Genomic DNA, 664 nt, shown 5'->3' with positions numbered 1-664 from the left:
TATTTACTTTGCGCCAAATATCGCCATCACGCGGCGTAAGCGTCCTTCAGTTGCTGAGCAATAATTCATGAAACAAATACTGGACAAATTTATCAGCCGTTAAGCCAGGCGCGCTATCTGGATCGGTGTCGCCGGTAACCGGGCGACATGCGGGGAAGAACATCGTCTCAACCGACGGATGAGCCGGTCGGACAGACACCGGGGGAGCCAGCACGAGCTCCATGGGAATGGGATGAAGCTGTCATCGACCGACGCCGCCCCGCGTCTCATCGGACTGGTCTGGCCTTTCGTCGCGGTCGTGCTGATCCAGGCGCTGGTTGCGACGCTCAGCCTCCACACGCTGTCTGCCGTGCGCGCCTATGTCGGCGGCGAAAGCCAATGGTCGAAGGGGCAGAAGCACGCCATCTATTTCCTCAGCCTCTATGCCGACACCGGCCGGGAAGAGTATTTCAACGAATATCGCCAGGCCATCGCCGTGCCGCTAGCCGATCGCGCCGCGCGGCTGGCGCTCGAACAGGCCGAGCCCGACACGAACGCGGCCCGGCTTGGCTTTCTTGGCGGCAACAACCACCCCGACGATGTCGCCGGCCTGATCTGGCTGTTCCGGAATTTCCGCGGCGTCAGCTATCTCGACACCGCGATCCGCCACTGGACGGATGCCGAC

At 61.6% G+C, this 664-nt stretch carries 1 pseudogene; it reads left to right on the top strand.

From position 1 onward, the window contains the following. Positions 1–232: 232 nt before the first annotated feature. A pseudogene (locus EOD07_RS36595) lies at positions 233–664 on the top strand (PAS domain S-box protein); the annotation flags it as partial.

Source organism: Mesorhizobium sp. M2C.T.Ca.TU.002.02.1.1 (genome assembly GCF_003997225.1).
Note: the sequence above shows the minus strand (reverse complement) of the source record. Positions and strands in the feature narration are given on the sequence as shown.